Source organism: Chloroflexota bacterium, from assembly GCA_035652535.1.
GTDB lineage: Bacteria > Chloroflexota > UBA6077 > UBA6077 > SHYK01 > DASRDP01.
The window spans coordinates 17,143-37,053 of sequence record DASRDP010000085.1; the positions used below are offsets into that span (position 1 = coordinate 17,143).

The 19,911-nt window shown below is 66.4% G+C and carries 18 protein-coding genes; 6 read left to right on the forward strand and 12 right to left on the reverse strand.

Translation table 11 applies throughout. From position 1 onward, the window contains the following. Positions 1–29: 29 nt before the first annotated feature. Entirely contained in the window at positions 30–1,097 is a 1,068-nt protein-coding gene (locus tag VFC51_09845; GenBank protein ID HZT07321.1) for a LysM peptidoglycan-binding domain-containing protein, read from the reverse strand. 110 nt (positions 1,098–1,207) lie between these two features. Here VFC51_09845 and VFC51_09850 point away from each other — a divergent pair, with 110 nt between their 5' ends. Beyond that, positions 1,208–2,482 (forward strand): hypothetical protein, encoded by a 1,275-nt coding sequence (locus VFC51_09850; GenBank protein ID HZT07322.1) that lies wholly within the window; start codon positions 1,208–1,210, stop codon positions 2,480–2,482. Positions 2,483–2,505: 23 nt separating this feature from the next. On the opposite strand, the gene VFC51_09855 is transcribed toward VFC51_09850, so the two are convergent. Continuing rightward, positions 2,506–3,591, reverse strand: a complete 1,086-nt coding sequence (locus tag VFC51_09855; GenBank protein HZT07323.1) for a LysM peptidoglycan-binding domain-containing protein — start codon at positions 3,589–3,591, stop codon at positions 2,506–2,508. A gap of 352 nt (positions 3,592–3,943) precedes the next feature. Between VFC51_09855 and VFC51_09860 the strand changes: the two genes are divergently transcribed. Continuing rightward, a complete protein-coding gene (locus tag VFC51_09860) occupies positions 3,944–5,278 on the forward strand; it encodes an alkaline phosphatase family protein (protein ID HZT07324.1) in 1,335 nt (444 codons plus the stop codon). A 34-nt stretch (positions 5,279–5,312) separates the two neighbouring features. Then, the gene (locus VFC51_09865) at positions 5,313–6,386 is read left to right on the forward strand and encodes a hypothetical protein (GenBank protein ID HZT07325.1); all 1,074 of its coding nucleotides are present in this window, start codon (positions 5,313–5,315) and stop codon (positions 6,384–6,386) included. A gap of 43 nt (positions 6,387–6,429) precedes the next feature. On the opposite strand, the gene VFC51_09870 is transcribed toward VFC51_09865, so the two are convergent. Beyond that, a complete protein-coding gene (locus VFC51_09870; protein ID HZT07326.1) occupies positions 6,430–7,176 on the reverse strand; it encodes a VOC family protein in 747 nt (248 codons plus the stop codon). A gap of 271 nt (positions 7,177–7,447) precedes the next feature. Between VFC51_09870 and VFC51_09875 the strand changes: the two genes are divergently transcribed. Genes VFC51_09875 through VFC51_09885 form a run of 3 tightly spaced genes read left to right on the forward strand, consistent with a single transcriptional unit; the run spans position 7,448 to position 10,181 of the window. Further along, a complete protein-coding gene (locus VFC51_09875; GenBank protein ID HZT07327.1) occupies positions 7,448–8,704 on the forward strand; it encodes an MFS transporter in 1,257 nt (418 codons plus the stop codon). Positions 8,705–8,738: 34 nt separating this feature from the next. After that, positions 8,739–9,683 (forward strand): NAD(P)-binding domain-containing protein, encoded by a 945-nt coding sequence (locus tag VFC51_09880; protein ID HZT07328.1) that lies wholly within the window; start codon positions 8,739–8,741, stop codon positions 9,681–9,683. Positions 9,684–9,695: 12 nt separating this feature from the next. Further along, the gene (locus tag VFC51_09885) at positions 9,696–10,181 is read left to right on the forward strand and encodes a Clp protease N-terminal domain-containing protein (GenBank protein ID HZT07329.1); all 486 of its coding nucleotides are present in this window, start codon (positions 9,696–9,698) and stop codon (positions 10,179–10,181) included. 79 nt (positions 10,182–10,260) lie between these two features. Here the strand turns inward: VFC51_09885 and VFC51_09890 are convergent, their stop codons facing one another. The 9 genes from VFC51_09890 to VFC51_09930 form a co-directional block, all read right to left on the reverse strand. Then, a complete protein-coding gene (locus VFC51_09890; GenBank protein ID HZT07330.1) occupies positions 10,261–11,589 on the reverse strand; it encodes a polymer-forming cytoskeletal protein in 1,329 nt (442 codons plus the stop codon). 65 nt (positions 11,590–11,654) lie between these two features. Further along, on the reverse strand, positions 11,655–12,113 hold the full coding sequence (locus VFC51_09895; protein ID HZT07331.1) for a hypothetical protein: 459 nt from the start codon (positions 12,111–12,113) through the stop codon (positions 11,655–11,657). A 174-nt stretch (positions 12,114–12,287) separates the two neighbouring features. Further along, positions 12,288–12,890: a bis(5'-nucleosyl)-tetraphosphatase (symmetrical) YqeK gene (yqeK, locus tag VFC51_09900; GenBank protein HZT07332.1), complete on the reverse strand. Its 603-nt coding sequence runs from the start codon at positions 12,888–12,890 to the stop codon at positions 12,288–12,290. Between the two features lie 245 nt (positions 12,891–13,135). Beyond that, entirely contained in the window at positions 13,136–14,152 is a 1,017-nt protein-coding gene (locus tag VFC51_09905; protein HZT07333.1) for a hydroxyacid dehydrogenase, read from the reverse strand. A gap of 70 nt (positions 14,153–14,222) precedes the next feature. Then, positions 14,223–14,660: a TraR/DksA family transcriptional regulator gene (locus VFC51_09910; GenBank protein ID HZT07334.1), complete on the reverse strand. Its 438-nt coding sequence runs from the start codon at positions 14,658–14,660 to the stop codon at positions 14,223–14,225. Positions 14,661–14,693: 33 nt separating this feature from the next. Next, positions 14,694–14,843 (reverse strand): hypothetical protein, encoded by a 150-nt coding sequence (locus VFC51_09915; protein ID HZT07335.1) that lies wholly within the window; start codon positions 14,841–14,843, stop codon positions 14,694–14,696. A gap of 182 nt (positions 14,844–15,025) precedes the next feature. After that, on the reverse strand, positions 15,026–16,201 hold the full coding sequence (locus VFC51_09920) for an LLM class flavin-dependent oxidoreductase (GenBank protein ID HZT07336.1): 1,176 nt from the start codon (positions 16,199–16,201) through the stop codon (positions 15,026–15,028). Positions 16,202–16,250: 49 nt separating this feature from the next. Beyond that, on the reverse strand, positions 16,251–17,252 hold the full coding sequence (locus tag VFC51_09925) for a zinc-dependent alcohol dehydrogenase family protein (protein HZT07337.1): 1,002 nt from the start codon (positions 17,250–17,252) through the stop codon (positions 16,251–16,253). Positions 17,253–17,313: 61 nt separating this feature from the next. Then, complete coding sequence (locus VFC51_09930) at positions 17,314–19,782, reverse strand: AAA family ATPase (protein ID HZT07338.1); 2,469 nt, start codon at positions 19,780–19,782, stop codon at positions 17,314–17,316. Between the last annotated feature and the right edge of the window lie 129 nt (positions 19,783–19,911).

The window sequence follows — 19,911 nt, forward strand, 5'->3', positions numbered from 1 at the left end:
CAGCGTCGAGCCCCGACCAGGTTCGATGGTCAGGAGGGATTCGGTGGGCGCTGATAGTGGAGCCAGCCTAGCACGCGATATTGCCCGCGCGGCTCGACGACGTTGGCCGCATCGATCGCCAGCCACGCCTCTCCATTCGCGCTGAAGTTCTGTTCGACGAAGCTGACCCGATGGTCCGCCACTCGCGACACCAGGGCGACGTGGCCTGCACCTCCGTCGTCGAACACGAGGACGTCGCCGTGCTGCGGGCCGGGCGACTGGCCGTTTGGGACCGTCGATGCTCCGGGTGGGTGGTGTTGCCAGACGTCTACCGCGTGGCCGACGCCGCGCCACATCGCCTCTTGTACACCGAACCGCAAGGCGAAATAGCGCTGGACCAGCTCCACGCACTGGTACGTCAAGCCAAACGTGCCGAGGCAACCGTTCGATGGGTTCGTTCCGTTGGAGTAGACGGGCACGCCGTCGATCGCGGCGATTACCGTCCCCCACGGCGGCGGATAGCGGCATTCGACGGATGCCGTGGGCAGCGGAATGATGACGGGTGAGGGCGCAACGACTCCGCGGAGGACGGGTCGCATTGGCATGGGTGTCGCCGTCGGCGCCGCTTCCGGGCGTGCCCGCGAGGCCGGCGTCGCGGTCGCGATTGTGGCGCCTCCGTCGTACGCCGACGAAGCACTCAGCACGTCGTCCGGAACGCGGATCCGCTGGCCGGGCACCAAGACGTCTGGGCTGACCGCTGGATTGAGGTCGAGCAGGCTCGACATTGGCACGTTGAGGCGCCGCGCGATGGCGTAGAGCGTGTCTCCTGCTTGGACGTCATAGGACGGACCTGCCGAATCGGCGGCCGCGGCGTCGTCGGACAACCGAAGCACCTGGCCGACCGCGAGCGCGTCAGGGTCCGTGAGATCGTTGAGCGCCGCGATTTCGTCCGCGGGGACGCCCGTCGACGACGAGATCGCGGTCAGCGTGTCCCCCGGCTCCACCACGTACACATCATCGTTTCGCGATGCGACGACTGTCGGCGAGCCGGGTGATAGCACGAGAAGCGACCAGATCAGCGCAAGGATAGGGACTCTCGCGAGATTGCTCGACACCATGGGTGTTACACTGAACCCCCGAAGGGGCTGACTCCTTCGAGCCTCGCATCGCGATGGATACCGACCTCCGCACCCCAGGCTGTGCTTGAAACGAAGGAGTGCCACCCCGAATGGTTGCGCGTCGACTGCTCTCGATCCTCTTGCTGCTCATTCTCGTCGCACTCGTGGGCGGCGCTCCGGCATCCACGATGCTGGCGCAACCTTCGGTCGACGAGCAGCTCGATCAGATCCAACAGCGCGTTACGCAGATTCGCCAGCTCGATTTCACGACCCCTGTGCAGCGCGAGTTCATGAGCCATGATGCCCTCCGCGCGTACAACGAGGAGACGTTTTATCGCGACAACTCGCCGGAAGAGCTTGACGCGGTACAGACGCTCCTCGAGACGCTGGGCTATATCCCGAAGGGGCTGGACATCACCAGCCTGTTGCTGGACGTGCTGTCGGAAGAGGTGCTCGGTTTCTACGATCCGCAGACGAAGTCCATCTACGTCATCTCCGATGAAGGACGATTGAGCCCCGACGAGACGGTGACGTTCGCCCACGAGATGACCCACGCGCTTCAGGACCAGCACTGGGACCTGCACGCCCAGGAGCGGGCGCGCCAGGACAACAACGACCAGACGCTCGCCTTTCGCGCACTGGAAGAGGGGGACGCCGTTCTCTCGCAGACGCTGTACTCGTTGCGATACGTGCCCCAGGCGATCGCCGATTCGGCCGCGGAGGCCGGATCGACGGCGCTGCTCGACGCGTCGCCGCTGATCGTACGCCGAGAGCTCCTGTTCCCTTACGAGGATGGCTCGAACTTTCTGGTCAATCCCTTCCTGACGGGATCCTGGGATGCCATCGACGCGATCTGGGACAACCCACCAACGTCGACGGCGCAGATCCTGCACCCCGACAAGTACTTCGCGGGACAGCAACCGGTTGAGCTGCCACTGCCGGACCTGGCGAGCAAGCTGGGGGACGAATGGAAGCTGATCGACGACGACAACCTGGGGGAGCTGGACATCCGGACCCTCATCGAACAATTCGTCGACCGGTCGACCGCGGACAAGGCCGCGGCCGGATGGGCGGGCGACCACTACGAGATGTTTCGGCGTGACAGCGACGGCGCCGCCGTGTTCGCCTTTCGGTCGGCTTGGGACACGGAGACCGACGCGCGCGAGTTTTTCGACGCGTACAAGCGCGCGGCGGCCGGCCGGCACGGCACCGAGCTGCAAACCCTTCCGACTTCGAGCCTCAACCTCACAGGTCACCCCGATGACGCCTGGCTCGCCCAAGCGGGATCGTTCGGCCACGCCCTCGCCTTGGACGGCACGGACGTCGCCCTTGTTGTATTTACGGACCCGGTCGGGGCGAGCGTGCTGGAGGCACTGAGACCGTAGGCGCGCTCCTGGTGATCGGCCACTTATCGTACCGCTCGTAAATTGAGGTCGCTGGCCAGCGCGTCGAAACGCCCCGATGCGACCCAACGCGGACCGGGATCGTTTGCCCGCTGCTTCGGCGCAATGGCTCGGTGGGTCACCAGGTAACGGATGCTGGGGTATCGATCGAGGGCCGCGCGTCCTGCCGCGAGGGTCGCCCGGTACTGGGCGTCCGAAACCGGCGTCGCCAGGTCCCCGAGATCCTCCGTCTCGATGTTCACCGTGAGGTCGTTCGGCGCCCTCCCTGACGGGCCGGGCCACGCGTTGTTCCCTTCAAGGGTCCCATCCGACCATGAGCGGTCGCCGAGATCGACGTACTGGTGAATCTCGCCGGCGATGCCGATGCCGTAGTGCGCGGAAGCCTGACTTTCGGCGAGGCCGAACCAGCGGTCCATGCCTGCCAGCGTGCCCGCCGCCGTGTGGAGGACGATGGCGATCGGCCCGCCGCCGGGGCGCCCGGGCCAATAGTTTGGCGACATGAGGCGCTTGGCCACGAGCTGGGGGGCGTCGGCGTCGTGCGCGCCGCGGGCCGTCGCGGTAACGGGGGACGGCCGCTCATCGCGGGTCGCGGGGCCTGCGTTCGATAGGCTCGACTGCACAACACCGGTCTTGGCCAGAACACCGGACGCTTGTCCTTCAGCCTTCTGGTCCTGGGTGGATGGGTCTGGAATCCGAAGCGCCGTTCCGATCGCGATCACGTCAGGGTCCGCAATGGCATTCCGGGCCGCGATGTCCTGGACACGTACCCGGAGCCGCGCGGCGATGGCCGTGAGCGTGTCGCCGGGCGCGACGACGTATTCCCTCGTCTCCCGTGGTTCAAGGACGAGGACCTGGCCGAGCTGGATCACGTCAGGGTCCTCGATCTCGTTCAGGAAGATGATCTGGTCAAGGGGAACCCCCGTCTTGACGGAGATGGCGGTGAGCGTGTCGCCTGCCTCCACTCGATACAGTCGCGGCGAGTCCTGGGCCGCGTAGCCTGACCTCACCGTCGCGGCCAGGACGACGGAGAGGCCGAAAACGGCCATGCGCGGCACAGCGTTTGTCGTCCCGTCGGGGAACAGATGTTGCATGGTGCGTGTTAGCTCGACCCATGAGTGACTGGTACGTCGGAGGACTCCCAGCGTAGCGCGGATCGCGGCACGGAACGCTTACATCTCAGTGCGACGCCATCACAAAGGAGTTCCACGAACGGTCGACGCGCCGCGGCGCTGAGCTCGGACTGAACGATGGAGGGGCTGTACACTGTAGACGAGAGAACCACTGAATGGTCGTAGTTCGCTTCCCCAATGGCGCCCATGAGCGCCGCTATCGAATCCGGCGTGCGTGCAGACCGCCTGCCGCGTGATTGCCGCTTTGCTCCGCCATCGGAGCCGCCGACTGACCCGCGCGATTCGACGCGCCTCGTTCGTCGCTGCCGCAGTCGTGGCAGCGACCTTTCTCTGGGGAGGGCCAACGCCGCACGTCTCCCCGTCGGCTGCCCAGACGGAACGTCGACCGCCGATCGATCACGTCATCGTCATCTTCTTGGAGAACCACTCGTTCGACAATCTCTACGGGCTATTCCCCGGCGCAGAGGGGCTGGCCCAGGCGGGCCCGACGGCAACACAGGTCGATCTGAGTGGAAATCCATACGACGTTCTCCCCCGCGTTCGTGACTCCAATACACGGCTCTTCGCCATCGACGACCGCTTTCCCGATCTCACCAACGCACCGTTCGACATCGGCCAATTCGTCTCCCTCGACGAGCGAACAGGCGACCTCGTCCATCGCTTTTACCAAGAGCAGCTTCAGATCGATCGGGGCATGATGGACAAGTTCGCGGCGTATTCGGACGCCGGCGGGCTGGTGATGGGGTACTACGACGGCTCTCAGCTCCCGCTCTGGAGCTATGCTCAGCAGTACACGCTCGCGGACCATTTCTTCCACGCGGCATTCGGCGGTTCGATGTTGAACCACAGGTGGCTGGTGTGCGCGTGCACGCCCGTGTTTCCCAACGCGCCGGATTCCATTCGCGCCAAGGTGGGGCCAGATGGTGAGCTTCTTCAGGACGGCGCCGTCTCGTTCGATGACTACGTCATCAACAATCTGGAATCGGCAAACTCGCCCCACTCGCCAACCACGCCAACGGATCAGCTGGTCCCACCGCAGACGGCGCCCCACATTGGCGACCGTCTGGACCAGAAGGGGATCTCGTGGAAGTGGTATTCGGGGGGCTGGAAGGATGCCATGGGCGGCCATGCGAGCTACTACTATTCGTACGTCGTCGAGCCGTTCGTGTACTTCCAGGATCTGGCCGACGGCACGGATGCCAAGGCGGCCCATCTTCAGGGGGAGCTGGATTTCTTTTCGGACCTCGCGGCGCACACGCTCCCAAACGTGGTGTTCTTGAAGCCGATCGGGCCGGACGACGAGCATCCGGGCGAGGGCGGCGTGATGAGTGGAGATCGCCACGCTGCGAGCCTGATTCGGGCTATCCAAGACAGCCCATACTGGGGGAGCAGCGCCATCATCGTCACGTATGACGAGAACGGCGGCTTCTGGGACCATGTGCCGCCGCCCCGCGTCGACCGTTGGGGACCGGGAACGCGCGTGCCGGCCATCATCATTTCTCCGTATGCGCGTCGCGGATACGTGGACCATACGGTGTACGATACGACGTCGATTCTGCGGTTCATCGAATGGCTCTGGGATCTCGAGCCACTGGGGACGCGAGACGCGACGGCGAACAACCTCGCCGCCGCGTTCACCTTCGACTGAACACGCAGCGCATCGGTAGCGGGACAGGCCGCGTATGTCGCTCGACCCACTGGGCGCGGCCCTGCACATCGTGGTCTTCGTGCTGGGCGCCACCATCTCTCTCGCCGCGGTGCTTTCCGCGGTTCGCTCCTTCGTCCTCCCGCGGAGCGCGCCCGACCGGCTGGCCCGCTGGGTGTTCCGCGCTACGCGGTCGCTCTTTGGCCTGTGGATTCGCGGAGCGTCGACGTACGAGGAGGTCGATGGGCGCATGGCGCTCTACGCGCCGCTGAGCCTCCTGCTGTTGCCCATCGCCTGGCTTGCCACGAGCGGCGTCGGCTATATGGCCATGTACTGGGCGATGGGCGTGGGGTCGGTCCAGGACGCGTTCGTCGTGAGCGGCTCGTCCCTCCTGACCCTCGGGTTCGCTCGGCCCGGCTCGCACAGCGTCCTCGTCCTCTCCTTCACCGAGGCCGCGATCGGGTTAATCTTGGTTGCCCTCTTGATCTCGTACCTTCCCGCGATGTACGGGGCGTTCTCCCGCCGGGAGTCGGCGGTGACGCTGCTCGAAGTCCGGGCCGGATCGCCGCCGAGCGCGGTCGAGCTCATCCAACGCTACCATCGGCTCCGGCGATTCGATTACCTCCACACCCTCTGGTCAAACTGGGAGCAGTGGTTCGCGGAGCTGGAGGAGACGCACACGTCGCTACCCGCGCTCGTCTTTTTTCGCTCGCCCCGTTCGGAGCATTCGTGGATCACCGCTGCTGGAACGGTCCTGGACGCGGCGTCGCTCGTGGCGTCGTCAATCGCCGTCCCGCGCGATGCTCAGGCGGACCTGTGCATCCGAGCTGGCTACATTGCTCTGCGCCACATCGCGGACTACTTCGGTCTGCCGTACCATCGAGACCCGAAGCCGGGTGACCCCATCAGCGTCAGTCGACGCGAGTTCGACGAGGCGCTCGACCGGCTCGCGGGGAGCGGCGTGCCGATCAACGCCGACCGAGATCAGGCATGGCGCGACTTTGCCGGCTGGCGCGTCAACTACGACACGCCGCTGTTGACCCTCGCGAATCTCACCCTGGCGCCCTACGCGCCCTGGTCGTCGGACCGAGGCCCGATCGTGGCCGACTGAGGTGGCCGCCGCCGGGCAATGTGCGCGGCCGGGTTGAGCCGCGTCACTCGAGCCAGCCGCGCGGGGACACGGCGTAGAGATTGCCCTCGGGATCCCGGAGTCGCACCTCGTGCTCGCCCGCGCGCGGGGCGGGCAAGTCGGCGCCGAACTCTTCGAAGCGGGCCTCGAGATCGCCCCAGTCGTCCACCCGGATCCCGACGTACTGGATGCCCGGCCGCTCGACCCATCGGCGAGGGGTGACGGCCAGGGTCACCTCGCCGTCGGTCAGGAGAGCGCCCCCGTCTTCGGTGCGTCGCACCTCTTTCAGATCGAGCACTGAGTGGTAGAAGCGCGCAGCTTCGACCGGATCCGCGGCCTGGAGCACCACGTGCCGAACGCCGGGTAATCGGTTCTCCTCACGGCCCAGGAATCCTCGCGACGAGAGGTCGAAGTTGTTGCCCCAGGGATCCACGACTCGCATCTCCGCGGGGCGTCCGTTCTGCGGGCTCTCACCTCGCTTGACGTTCGCCGGGAGCCGTTGGAGGACCTCGTCGAGCTGATCGACGATGAACCCGAAATGGTTGATGCCCAGCGTTTGGTTCGCCTCGGCCCCGTCCGCGCGGTGGGTGTTGACGACCTCCGACTCCGAGGTGATGTGCTGGAGGAACGCGAGGTTGAAGAGCGGATCGACCACGTGGATCGAGCCCGACGGGCTGGTGCGCACCTGCTCGACGCCGAAGAGGCGATGGTAATAGTCGTAGAGTTTTTTGGGCTCGTCGACGATGAATGCGACGTGGCGAATCCGTGCCATCCGTGGAACCTCACATCGAGAGTGGGGTCATGATACACCCCGTATGGAACAGCGCTGACGAGCGCTGGTGCGCGTCTGTCCCATGGACAGGCATAATTCCCTCGTCCAACTTGTGAAAACTCCGCTGCCATGCGCCCACGCGAGGGTCCGCGAGCTATCCGCGGCGCATTGCGCTTTGAAGGACCATCGCGTCCGGGAATGAGGACCGATCCGAGATGATCTCCGCAGCGGCTTCGCCGCCCGTGCGCGACCGACCCGACCGGGAGGCGCCGTGAGCGCTCCCACGACCGTTCACGGTTCGATCCCGTCAGCGCGGCCCCCGTCCGAGGCGCGCGCCCTCTCCTGGAGCTCCTTTGCGACGATTTATCTCCCGGCCATGCTGCTGGCCCTTGGCACGGGCATCGCGCTGCCCGCGATTCCCGTGCTCGCGCGGTCGTTCGACGTGCCCTTTGGCGTGGCGAGCGGAGTCGTCACGGCGTTTCTGATCGGCGGTTTGGCCGGTAGCCTCCCGACGGGGTGGCTCGTGGACCGCGTCGGGAGGCGCCCCATCATGATCGCGGGCCCGATCCTCACCGCCGTGATGGCGCTCCTGACCGCGATGGCCCAATCGTTTCCGGAGCTGCTGTTCTATCGCTTCGTCGATGGCTGGGCCGCGCAGATGTGGCTCCTGGCGCGGCTGGCGGGTATCTCTCACAACGCGGGCGCGGGTCAACGAGGCCGGCAGGTAAGCTGGATGTACGGCATGGACAACGTCGGCCGGCTCTCCGGTCCGCTCGTCGGCGGGTTCATCGCCGCGGCGTTTGGCCCGCGAAGCGCGTTCCTCGCCTACGCCGTGCTGGCCTTGCTGGCGCTCGTGCCGACGCTGCGGCTGCAGGAGGATGCGCCGCCACGGCGCGCGAGCGTCGGCGACGGACGCGCGCCGCACCTGGGCATCTCCTTTTGGAACATCGTTATCCCACGCCTCGCCTTCTTTGGCATCGCGTTCTTTTCCGCTATCGCGCGCGGTCCAATCTTCGCCGACATGCTCCATCTCTACGCCGCGTTCGCCTACGATCTCGACGCGCAGACGATCGGTATCCTGGCTACGGCCGCGAGCGTCACGACGCTTCCCATTGGATTCATCGCCGGCTGGTTGATGGACCGATTTGGGCGGAAGGTCACGATGGTGCCGGGCTTTTCCGCCGTGACCATAACGATGCTCATGCTCGCCGGCACGGCGTTCCTGCACCTCCCGTTCTCGTGGTACGTCGTGGTGTTTCTTGCCACCGTCGCTGCCCAGGGACTGACTGGCGGCTCCATCCAGACGGTCGGAACGGACGTGGCGCCGCCGGAGGCGCGTGGCCTGTTCCTCGGCCTGTGGCGCTTTACCGGTCAGGTGGGAACGTCCATCAGCCCCATTGTCTTCGCCATCCTCGCGGACCACACCGGGTATGGGTCGTCCTTCATCTTCGTCGCCACTGCTGGGTTGATCACTGCGCTGCTGCTGGTTACCCTCATCCCCGAAACGTCGAAGACGCGAGTCGCGTAGGCTCTGACGGGGAAGGAGTCTCCGAGTGGTGTTGATGCTTCGGCGTGACGAGGTCGAGCCATTGCTCGACCTCCCGCAGGCGATCGACGTGACCAAGGCTGTGGCGCAAGAGGATGCGGCTGGGACCGTCGTGCGCATGCCGCCATTCGGAGGAAACGGCTGGTCCCGACGCATCGTCCGCGTCGTTGGCGGCGGCCTGTTCGGGCTGGGGCGTTTCGGGATTCGCGCGGGCGAGCTGGCCCTGGTATTTGACGCCGACACGAGCGAGGCGTTGGCCATCATGGACTTACCGACCGGCGACTTGCGGCTCGCGGCGAGCGTCGCCACGGCGGCACAGTACCTCGCCCGCGAAGACGCGCATCGACTCGCGCTGATTGGCAGCGGGACGGTTGCCCACGCAATGCTCCGTGGGCTCTGCGCCGTTCGTCCCATCGACGACGTCCGAGTCTACAGTCGGAGTCCCGAGCATCGACGGGCATTTGCCGAATCTGCCAGCGCCGAATTCGGAATTTCCGTTGCGCCGGCCGACGCGGCGGAGGCTGCCGTTCGGGATGCGGACGTCGTTGCGGCAGGAACGAACGCTCGGGAGCCGCTGGTGCGGTACGAGTGGCTGCGGCCCGGTACCCACGTCAGCAGCGCCGGACTGAATTTCGAGCTCGACCGCTCCGTCTACGAGCGCGCGGACCAGTTCGTGGCGGCCAGCCCGCAGCAGGAGATTGCGAGCGCCGCCCCGACGGACACGCCGGGCCGTGTGACCGGCGGACCGATCTCCGAATTGCTGCGGGACGGAACCCTCTCACCGGCGGCCATCGTCGCCCTCGGCACGATCGTGCGTGGAGACGTCGCCCCGCGCAGTGGACCGAACGATATCAACGTATTTCGCGAATCGCGGGGCGGCCTCGGCGATGCCGCGCTCGCGGCGCGCGCTTATGATCTGGCGCGCCAGCGCGGTCTCGGGACCGAGTTCGCGTTGCGCTGAGGAGGTTCGGTGATGGCCCTGGAACGGATGGGGCGATGTGCTCGAAAAGCGTGGGACCATGCTGTCGAGCAGTACCACCTGTCGGAGAATCGGCGGCCGGGCCTCACGACCGGGCACATCCTGCTGGGCGTCCTGAAGGAGGACGCCTGTGCCGGCGGTCTGATTCTGGGAAACCTGCGCCTCGATCTTCCTCACGCCTACGCCGTGACGCAATTCGTCCTCTTGCACAGCAGGCGGGATCCATCGTCGGACGATGCGGTGGTCGATGTGGGCGGCGTCCCGCACACGCGAGCCGCCGCGAACGCGCTGGCAATCAGCGTCGATGAAGCGGACCTCTTTAGCCCAACCTACCCGATTGGGACGGAGCACCTGCTCCTTGCGGTGCTTCGTGTACGGGAGGGCATCGGATATCGGGTCCTCAGCTCTTTCGGCATCGACGTGCACGCGGCGCGCGCCGCCCGTGATTCCCTCTGGGAGCTTCTGCACAGTCCGGAGTGATCGGTGTGCGGGAGAGCGCACGCTGGCGTCGCGCGCCGGTGTGCCCGTCCCGGGCGTCCGCACGCGACGCCAGCGTTGCTTATGCAGCGGCGGTCCCTGGCTCTACGCGTGTGAGCGCGGGCGCGGGGGCGCGACGGTCGCGCACCCATAGCCAGGCCGCCCCGAGCGCGGCCAGCGCGGCGATGGCGGCGATGATTCCGCCAAGGATGGGAATCGTCGTGATGAGCACGAAGATGACCAGTCCGACCAGCAGTGTGGCCACGCGGCCCTTCGCCCATGGCGCTTCCATCCGATCGAGCAGGAGCTTCCCGCCGAGGAAGCTGACGACCGCCTGCGACACCAGCAACGCAAAGACGCTCAGCGAGACGAGGAGCGCTGCCTCCGCGAGAAAGCCGACCACCAGGCTGAGGCCGGCGAGGGCGGGCAACGTGATGACACCGAACGCGATGGCCAGCGCCATCGTGCCCAGGCAGATGCCGATGGCGACCCCCAGTGCCCCGAACGACGCGACGATGCCCCATCCGATGCTCGGGAGCGGCCGCGCCGAGATCGTCGCAGCCATCTGCTCAGTCCATCTCGGCGCGAGCCAGAGCAGAAGCAGGCCGGCGATGGCGATGGCGATCAGACGGCGCACGGTATCCGCCACCGCGTCCCCGAAGGTGCGCTGTGGCGGCGAAGCCGGTTGCTGCGCCGTCCAGTGCGTGCCCTGTTCGACGGCGCCGTACACCGGGAACTCGCGGGTCGAGGTATAGCTCAGACTGCCACCGATGTGCGCACCGGGTTCGACCGCGAGCCCCGCCGGAACGTTGGGAATGACGATCGAGGGCGGGGGCGAGGTGATCGTGACGGGCTCGCGCGCATCGCTCGCGCCCACGGAGACCTCCACGTTTCGCCCGACCTGTCCGAGGACGGCCAGGCCCGCCATGCCTCCGCGCACGTCGCGGTCGACGGTCCCGGCGAGCATCGCCTGCGAGCCGCCAATGAGCACGTCGCGGCCGATGGCGCTCCCGGGGAGGGTTTCGAGGCTGTAGCCGAGAAACATGAGGTCGCGGCCGACCCGGGCCGTGCTGCCGATCTGCACCCCCTGGGCCGCGACGCGCGCGGTGTCGCGGACCGTGCCGTTCACGATGACGGTCTGACCGGCGGCCATGAGGGTCCCCTCGACCGTGCCGTTCACGATGACGGTCTGACCGGCGGCCAGCACGTCCCCTCGGACGACGCCGTCGATGGTCACGCTCCTCGCGGCGACGTACAGATCGTCGTCAACCACCGAGTCCGGACCAATGGTGATCTCCTCGCCGCTTCGGGCGTCGAAGGCATAGGCCGAGGGGACCACGATCGCCGTCGCGAGGGCGAGGCCGAGGACGAGGGGGAGCAGGTGCGGGTGCGGAACTCGAATTCTTGTCATGCGTCACACTCCTGGCGGCGCCTCAGAGCGGAGGCTCGGGGCGCCGCCACCTTTCCGCGGACCTCCTAGTAGTACCACCACGGGTACGAGTACCGGTAGGATGGATACGAGTAGTAGGTAAAGGGATACGCATAGTAGCGCGCGGTGTACCAGTTCAGCGGGTAGTTGTAGTAGTACCAGCTCGATGGGTAGTAGTACGGATAGCTGCCGTAGGCGTAGTACGGGTATGAGCTGTAGGAGTAGTAGGGGTAATAGCTGGAGTAGTAGGAGGGATAGTAGTAGTAGTCGTAGTAGGCGTAGGGCGAGTAGCCGTACGGGTAGTACCCGTAGTACTGCGCCGCGTGGACGGTCGGGTCGGTGTCACCTGGCGATGCCAACGAGCCGTCGGCTGTCGGCGAAGTGGCTATGGCGGCGTCCGAGGGGGACGGCTGGGCCTCGCCGCCTGAGGCGGCAAATGCCTGCGAGGTCAGGGCGGCGAGGATCAACAGTGCCGCGAAAAATGACGCGATTTTCGGCGTGCGCATCGGATTCCTCCAATCTTGTTCTCACAACGGACTGTCGGGAGCTGTGTCGCGATGGTTCCTGATCCCGATATTCAGGAACTCGGGGGGGTCAGTCGGGGGGATCATCGCCGGGTGTTGCAGCCTCTCTCATTGACGTCTCCTGGATCTTCGCGCCCGTCCAACGGTCACGCGCGGCTAGCGTCGTGAGGCGAGAGACTGGTCGATCAATCGATTTCGTGCGGCGATGAAGCGCTCGTCCACGGGGCCGCCGGTCGCCGCAAGCTGGTCCATGCGCCAACCGTAGAGGCGGAGGATCGCCTCGTCGAGGCTTCGCATTGCCAGCTCCCGGACGGGATCGAGTCCTCCGTAGTGACGGTCGCGTGCTGGCTCGATCTTGTCCGCGAGGAAGAGCACCTTGGCCAGCCGGCTCATATGTGGCCCGCCGGTCGTGTGGTCGCGCACGGCGTCGAGGATCTCCTCGTCTGTGATGCCCCAGTCGCGGCGGAGGATCTCCGCGCCGACCGCCGCGTGGAGGAGCTTGGGCACCCGCGCCTCCGTCAGGCTTATGGGAATCTGGAATTGGTCGGCGAGCCGGAGAAGCTCACCATCCGACAGTCCATCCGCGATATCGTGGACCAGCGCTGCCAATTCCGCGCGGTCCTCGTCGACTCCGTGGGCGCTAGCAAGGGTTCGCGCGAGCTGCGCGGTGCGCAGGGCGTGTCCAAAAGCATCGACCGGGAGCTCGTGCTCGATGCGGGTGCGAATGGACTCGAGCGTGGGGGATTCGGCGACGTTCATCTCGGCTTCCTTTCCGACGATCCGGTGTCCGGATCGCCTGTCGGACGGGATGTCCGCGCATTTGGCCTGGGAAGCAACGCCGCCCTGGCACCAGCGCTACGACCAGCATAGAGATGGGACGGAATCGCGCGCCACGAGCGAAGGGGTGGTGCGAAGACCCAATGAAAGGTGAGAGGGGGCGCCTACCCAACCGGGTAGGCGCCCCCTCTCACGCGATGGTCGATATGCTGCTCGCGGCCCTTGAATCAGGCGCTCACCACATTCGCCGGCGTGCCCCGAAGGAACGCGTGAATGTTTTCGATGGTCGTATCGAGAATGCGGCGCAGCGCCTCGTCGGAGTTGAACGCGTTGTGGGGCGTAATGACGACGTTGTCACGCCGGAGGAGCACGTGCCCGCGAATGGCGGCTTGGAGTTGGTCCGTCGCCACGCCGGGCTCTAGCAGCAAGCGCTCCTCCGCGATCAGCTCCTCTCCCTCGATCACGTCCAAGCCCGCGCCCGCGAGGATCCCTTCGTCCAGCGCCCACAGGAGCGCCTCGGTATCGACCAGGCCGCCGCGCGCGGTGTTCACGAGAAGGCTCCCCCGCTTCATTTGAGCGAGTCGGTCGCGGTCCATGAAGTGATGCGTGCTGGGAAGATAGGGAACGTGGAGCGAGACGATGTCAGATTCTTCCAGCAGGCGCGTGAGCGGCGCGTACGAGAAGCCGAGGACCTCCGCGATGAGGGCGTCTTGTCTTGTGTCGTAGGCGAGGACCTGCATTCCAAAGCCGCGGGCTATTCGGATGACGTGCAAGCCGATGTGGCCCGTGCCCACGACGCCGAGGGTGCGCCCTTTGAGGTCGAAGCCCCGTAGGCCGCTGATGGAGAAGTCCCCGCGCGTCGTCCGCACGTACGCCTGGTGAATCTTGCGGGACAAAGAGAGGATCAGTCCAAAGGTGTGCTCCGCGACCGTGTTCTCACCATAGGTTGGCACGTTGCTGACGACGATGCCGCGCTCGCCACAGAGGTTCAGATCGATGTGATCGAAGCCTGTGGAGCGAGTGGCGATGAAGCGCACTGACGGCGCCTGCTGAAGCACGGACGCGCCCACGCGGGAATGGATGAAGACAGAGACGATCTCCGCGCCGTCGGCAAGACCCACGGTATGCGGCGACAGGGCCTCCTCGGTCGTCCGAACATCAGAATCCGATAGCCCGTCGCGGAGATACGCCTCCTCCCAGGGCTCGACTTCGTAGCAGACGATGCCAGGCGGCTTCTCGGCCATCTCCTTCACGCTGGGCTCGCGATTGACACGTCATGCGGTGTGCCGCCGCGGGCCATCCACCGCGGCCCGCTCAAGATCGCTGAGGCCTTCCGCGGCGCTCCATCCGCTCCTGACATGCGAGGCACCGGCGCGCGGAGGGAAGCGCCCGGAGTCGCGCCGGATCGATGGCGTGACCGCAATCCTCACACATACCGTACACGCCACGGTCGATTCGCTGCAGCGCAGCTTCGACGTCCGCGGCGCGGCTTCGCGTCGTTTGCTCCAGGGCTCGATCGAGCGCGATCTCGGCCACGTCGCTCGCCACATCAGCGGAGTCTCCGGCGATTCCTCCTTCGGCCTGCTGTGCGCTCGAAAGGGCCTGTTCGTCGGCCGTGAGCGCGGCTGCCTCCCTCAGGAGCCGGTCCCGCTCCTGCTCAAGGACCGAGCGAAACGCGGTGAGATCGAGCGCGCGCCCGCGCCTCGGCTTGGTGGCCGATGCCCGTGTCGGCGGTGCGGTCTGCTGGTTCATCATGACCCCCTTTCGTACACGGTGTTGCCCGAGTTACGCGGCGCGTCCGGGAGCAATCGGGTGGCGGAGGATCGTGCGAATGCGCTCGGGCGCGGTCCGTCGCGGGTCGGATAGGTAGATCTCGTGATGTCGGCCGATGTCGGCGTGCTCGCGGAAGAGATCTCGGGGCTTGGTCGCGCTCATCGTGCCCTCCGGACGGTGGCTTGGGACAGAGGCCGGTGATTTCGCGTGGATTGAGCTTAGACCGCGGCCGTCTTGGGCGCACTCATCCAGAAAGGCGGTTTCGTACGCGTCTTGCGGGTGGGGTGGATGCCGCCGCGGGGCGGCAATGAGCCTGCCCGATGGAGCGGGAGGGGAGCCGAGATCTACCCGCCGGCTGTCGCTCCCTGACCGCTACTGACGGGAGTCGTTAGCGCCGGCGCGACCTGCTCCACGAACAGGCGCATCGACGTGAGGATCCGTTCGAGGGACAGGTTTCCAAAGGCGAACACGCCAACGAAGTAGGAGATGGACGTCGCGTCGAGGTATTGTTGAATGCCGCGGCGCACGGTCTCGGGCGATCCCACAAAGATTCCGCCCTGCTCGACGAACTGCTCCCAGTTCTCGCGACGCATCGCGTGAATTGCCTCCGGAAGCGCCCCGGGGACCGGTGGCCGGGACAGGAAGTTCTCTCGGAACTCCACGTACGCGCCGCGCGCTTCTTCTTCAGCGCGCCGGTCGCTCTCCGCGACGTAGACGTGGCGAGCAAGCCCACACATCGGGGCGGCGACGTGGCCGTTCAATCGATTGGGATCGCTGCGATGGGCGTCGAGGATGCGGCGATGACGAGCGAGCTGGGTGACCGTTTGCTCCAAGGTGGGCAGCGTGAAACCGAACATCGTGTTGAAGCCATGGCTTGCGATCCATTCCACGGAGTCCGGGTTGCTGGTGGGGTACCAGAGGGGCGGATACGGTCTCTGCAGCGGGCGGAGGGGGACGATGGCGTTCGGGAAGCGGTAGTGCGGTCCTTCGTGCGCGACGTGACCGTCGCGCAGGCCTTGCACGACGACGTCGAGCGCCTCGAGGAATATGGCCCGCGATTCTTCACCGCGAACGTTGTATTGGGCCAGCTCCGCCGGCACGACGCCGCGCCCCACGCCAAGCTCGATCCGACCACGGGACAAATGGTCCAGCATGCAGATCTCTTCGATCACGCGAATTGGACTATAGAGGGGCAGCAATGTGACCAGGGGGCCGAGCCTGATGTGCCGCGTGTGCTGCGAGGCCGCCGCCAGGAAGAGGTGCGGGGAGGGCGACATCGAGAGCGGCGTGCCGTGGTGCTCCGCGAGATGGTAGCACCAAAACCCGGCCGCGTCCGCATACTCCAGCATCCTGAGGCGTTGTTCGTACTGATCGGCGAGGGGCGTCGGACGCGCCTCGTCGATCCAGTCGAAGATGCCGAAAGCCAGGCCGTTGGCGCCGGCGCTGAGAGCGGTCAGGATGGTCCTCCGGGGGCGCGAGCTGCCAGCGGGAAGACTCGGCGCGTGACACGCCGTGGGCATTATACGGTGCCTCTCGCCAGCCCCCGGGCCACCCGGCCGGCCGGTCGGGCTAGGGCGACGATCCGTCGGGTGGAATGAGAACCGCCGCGCCGGTGATCTCGCCCGCGCGCAGTCGCCTCAGGGCCTCGTTGGCTTCCCGGAGCGAGAAAGGTTCGACAGCGGTTCGAATCGGCATGCGCCCGGCGATGTCGAGGAACTCGATGCCGTCCCGCCGCGTGAGGTTGGCCACGGAACAGATCGTCCGTTCGCCCCACAGCCACGCATACGGGAAGCTCGGGATATCGCTCATGTGGATTCCCGCGCAGACGACGACCCCGCCCTTCGCGACGCACCGGAGAGCCTGTGGTACGAGCGCGCCGACGGGCGCGAAGATGATCGCCGCGTCGAGCGGCGCCGGCGAGAGCGCTGTCGAGTCGCCCGCCCACGCCGCGCCGATGGACCGCGCGAAGCGCTGGCCATCGGCATCGCCCGGGCGGGTGAAGGCGAACACTTCCCGTCCTTGCTGAGCGGCGACTTGGGCGATGATGTGGGCAGCGGCGCCAAACCCGTAGATCCCCAGCCGTCGCCCGTCGCCGGTCTTGGCCAGCGATCGGTATCCGATGAGCCCGGCGCAGAGGAGCGGCGCCGCTGATGCGTCCGCGTACGCGTCGGGAATGCGGAAACAGAAGCGATGATCGGCGACGGCGAATTCCGCGTACCCGCCGTTCGCCGTGTATCCGGTGAAGCGCGCGCGGTCGCACAGGTTCTCGCGTCCAGTGCGACAGAACGCGCAGACGCCGCAGGTGAATCCGAGCCATGGGATGCCAACGCGGTCCCCGAGCGCGAAACCTCCACTCCCCGGTCCAACCCGCTCGACCGTGCCAACGATCTCATGGCCGGGGATCAGCGGGAGGACGGGGTTTGGCAGCTCGCCATCGACCACGTGCAGGTCAGTGCGGCACACGCCGCATGCCCGGACGCGGACCAAAATCTGGCCTTGCTGGGGCTCGGGGACCGGCACGTCGGCCGCGCGGAGCGGAGCGCGCGGCTGGTCCAGGACCATCGCTAGCACGAATGCGCCGCCCCAGACGGACGGACCGGGTGTTTCACGATGGTGCTGGCTCGTCGGGTCGTCATTCGGAGTCGGCGGACTGCCCGGCGCGCGAGCCGAGCACGTGCCCGTCGCCGGCGCCGTCGCGCCCGCGAAACGCCGCGAGCCCCTCGGCCAGACTTACCAGCTTCGCCTCGACCCGGGCATGGGCGCTGTCGGGCGGGACGTAACCCGTTGCCTCGCGCGCCCCCGCCGGGATGCCGGTGAGGATCTCCAACCCCTGATCGATGGTCCGAACAGCCCAGACGTTGAACTGCTTCTTGGCGACGGCGTCCACGACTTCTTGCTTGAGCATGAGATGCCGCACGTTGGCCTCCGGGATGATGACTCCCTGCCGCCCGTTGAGACCCCGAGCCTTGCAGACCTCGTAGAAACCCTCGACCTTCGTCGTCACCCCTCCCACGGCCTGGACCTCTCCCCGCTGGTTCACCGACCCGGTGACGGCGATGTCCTGGCGAATCGGAAGCTCAGCAAGGCTGGACAGTAGCGCGTACAGCTCCGCGCTGGAGGCGCTGTCGCCTTCAACCTCATCGTAGACCTGTTCGAAGGATAAGCGGGCGGAAAAGGCCAGCGGGTGGTCTCGTGCGTACGTGCCCGTCATGTAGCCCGTCAGGATGAGAACGCCCTTGCTGTGCGTCGGGCCGGAGAGCTTGATCTCCCGCTGGATGTCTACGATCCCATCCGCCCCCATCCCGGTCTGCGCGGTGATTCGCGTCGGCCGAGCGAACTCGTAATCGTCGAGCATGAAGACCGAGAGCCCGTTGATTTGACCAACGACATGCGACTCCGTGTCGATGACGATGGTCCCTTCGCCGATCATCCGCTGCATCTCTTCTTCGACGAGGCTGACGCGATAATCTCGCTCCTTCAGGGCGCGCTCGACGTGCTCGGCCAGCACGTTGTCTGCTCCGACGCGCCGCGCCCACGCGTCCGCCTCGACGACGATCTCGTCGATCGCTTCAAAGCGCGTCGTCAGTCGCGACTGGTGCTCCACGAGGCGCGCTCCCTGCTCCAGGATCCGCGCCACGGCGTCCTTTCGGAACGGCAGAAGCTTGAGCGCTCGCACGCGGCTGCTCACGAAGGCGGCATACGCGGACTGCGTCTCGACCGAGAGATCCATGACCGGGCTGAACTCTGCCTTGACTTTGAAGAGCGTTCGAAACTCCACGTCGAGTCGGTAGAGCAGTCGATACGTGGTCGGGTCGCCGATGAGGATGACCTTGACCTGCAGAGGGATAGGCTCGGGCTTCAGCGACGTCGTAGGGACGAAGCTGAGCTGCTCGCTCAGGTTCTCAGTGCGGACCTGGCGGTCGCGGAGGGCGCGCTTCAACGCCTCCCACGAGAAGGGGTTACTCAGGAGGTCGCGGGCCTGCAGGATGAGAAATCCGCCGTTGGCCCGATGCAGCGCCCCTGGTTTGATGAGGGAGAAGTCCGTGTACATTCCGCCCCCGGTCATCTCGTAGTCGATCCGTCCCACGAGGTTGTAGTAGGTCGGATTCGGTTCAAAGACGACGGGCGCGCCCTGGGGAGAGGGATTGGGCACAAGCAGGTTGACGCCGTACCGATGATGCGCCGGCCTGGCCCCCGTCCGACCCTCGTGGTCCTGGTCGGTGGCGCGGAATGCGTCGAGAAAGTCGATGAGGTCCTGGCGCGTCTCATCGAGATGCTTCAAGACCTCTGGCTGGTCCTTCCACTTCGCGCGCATGTGCTCGAAGACCTGCGCTACCGCGGCGAGCGCAACCTCCTGGTCGAGTCGATGGAGGGCCTCGTGGGCCTCCCGGTCCAGACGGTGCAGCGCGCCCAGGGCCTCATCGATCCTGCCCTGGAGCTGCTGGCCCTGGGATTGGATCGCCATCTTCTTCTCTTCGGGTAGGAGGTTGAACGCCTCCGGGCTCATCGGAACCCCTGGACTGATCGCGGGGATCGCCGCGATGCCGGTCGGGCCCAGCTCGATCATGAATCCCAGCCGCTGGGCATACGGTCGCAGCGCATCGATGATCGCGTCCCGCTGGCGCTCGAATTCGTGGAGGGTCCGAGTGCGCCGCTGGGGATATTGCTCGCTCTCGAACGCCCGCCGAATCTCGCGTCGGCAGCTGTCCACGAGGGCGTCCATGTCGCGAGCTAGCTCCGCTCCCTTGCCCTGGGGAACCCGAATGGTTTTCGGGCGATAGGGGTCGGCGAAGTTGCGCGCGTAGCACCATTCGTCCGGCGGGGGCTGCGACGCCGCGAGCCTTTCGACCAACGTGCGCACGGTGGTCATTCGGCCGGAGCCAACCGGGCCGGCGACATAGACGTTGTAACCGTCTACGCGCTGCTCGAGGCCGAACTCGAGCGCCGATACCCCGCGATCCTGGCCGACGGTGTGATCGAGCGGGGGCACCTCGGCTGTCGTCTCAAACGGGAGCGAATCGGGATCGCATCGCCAACGCAGCCGTTCCGGGGTAAGCGGCTCGATTGGCAGTGCTGCGCTGGGCGCGCTCGTCGGCTCCATGGACCAACTCCTCTCCCGGATCCGACCCGACGGATCCTCTCGGGCGAACTCCGGCAACAATCTAGCAGGCCACGCGCGACGGAAACAACGGCGGAGCGCCCCCGGCCCGTCTCAGTTCCCCTCGTCGCC